This window comes from Aerococcus sp. L_32, from assembly GCF_050689315.1.
Genome location: NZ_JBOEQF010001131.1, coordinates 1 through 596 on the forward strand (window position 1 = coordinate 1; position 596 = coordinate 596).

General features: G+C 45.6%; 1 protein-coding gene and 1 pseudogene. One reads left to right on the top strand and one right to left on the bottom strand.

All coding sequences use genetic code 11. The features are described 5' to 3' along the window. Positions 1–172 (top strand): annotated as a pseudogene (locus ACRCJ0_RS18550) (L-lactate dehydrogenase); the annotation flags it as partial. 129 nt (positions 173–301) lie between these two features. On the opposite strand, the gene ACRCJ0_RS18555 reads toward ACRCJ0_RS18550, so the two are convergent. Next, positions 302–596: ZIP family metal transporter (locus tag ACRCJ0_RS18555; RefSeq protein ID WP_431391655.1), on the bottom strand; the 295-nt coding region annotated here is incomplete at its 5' end.

Consider the following 596-nt stretch of genomic DNA (forward strand, 5'->3'; position numbering starts at 1 on the left):
CGGTGAATATGGCTATAACGGTAACGTTGCCCTATCAATACCCTGTATTATTGGCGTTAATGGCGTGGAAAAACGACTACCCGTTAGCTTGAATGCTTGGGAAGAGGCAAAATTGCACGAGTCGGCAGCTTACATTCAAAAAGCCATGCAAGACGCGGACGTGAAATTCTAACAGACAGTCATTTTTCAAAATACCTGTCTTAAATATACAAAAAATAACCCATCAACCTGGCGTACGCTGTTTGCGTCTGGTTGATGGGTTTTATCGCAATAGTTTTTTTCAAAGAGTTTTGCAAGGGATTTAACCTAAAGCAACGTCTAGGGCCATCATGACACCAAAGCCAATAAGTAGGGCGACGGTGGCGATATCTGAGTTACCATGCGATTGTGATTCTGGAATCAGTTGTTCCACACAAACGAAGATCATGGCACCTGCTGCAAAGGCTAGTGCGTAAGGTAAGATAACAGTCACTTGAGAAACCAGTAAAGCGCCTAAAGCGGCACCGACGATTTCTACTAGGGCTGATGCTTGGCCCAACTGGAAGGCACGCCATTTGCTGGCACCTTCTGCGCGGATTGGCATAGATAAGGCTGCA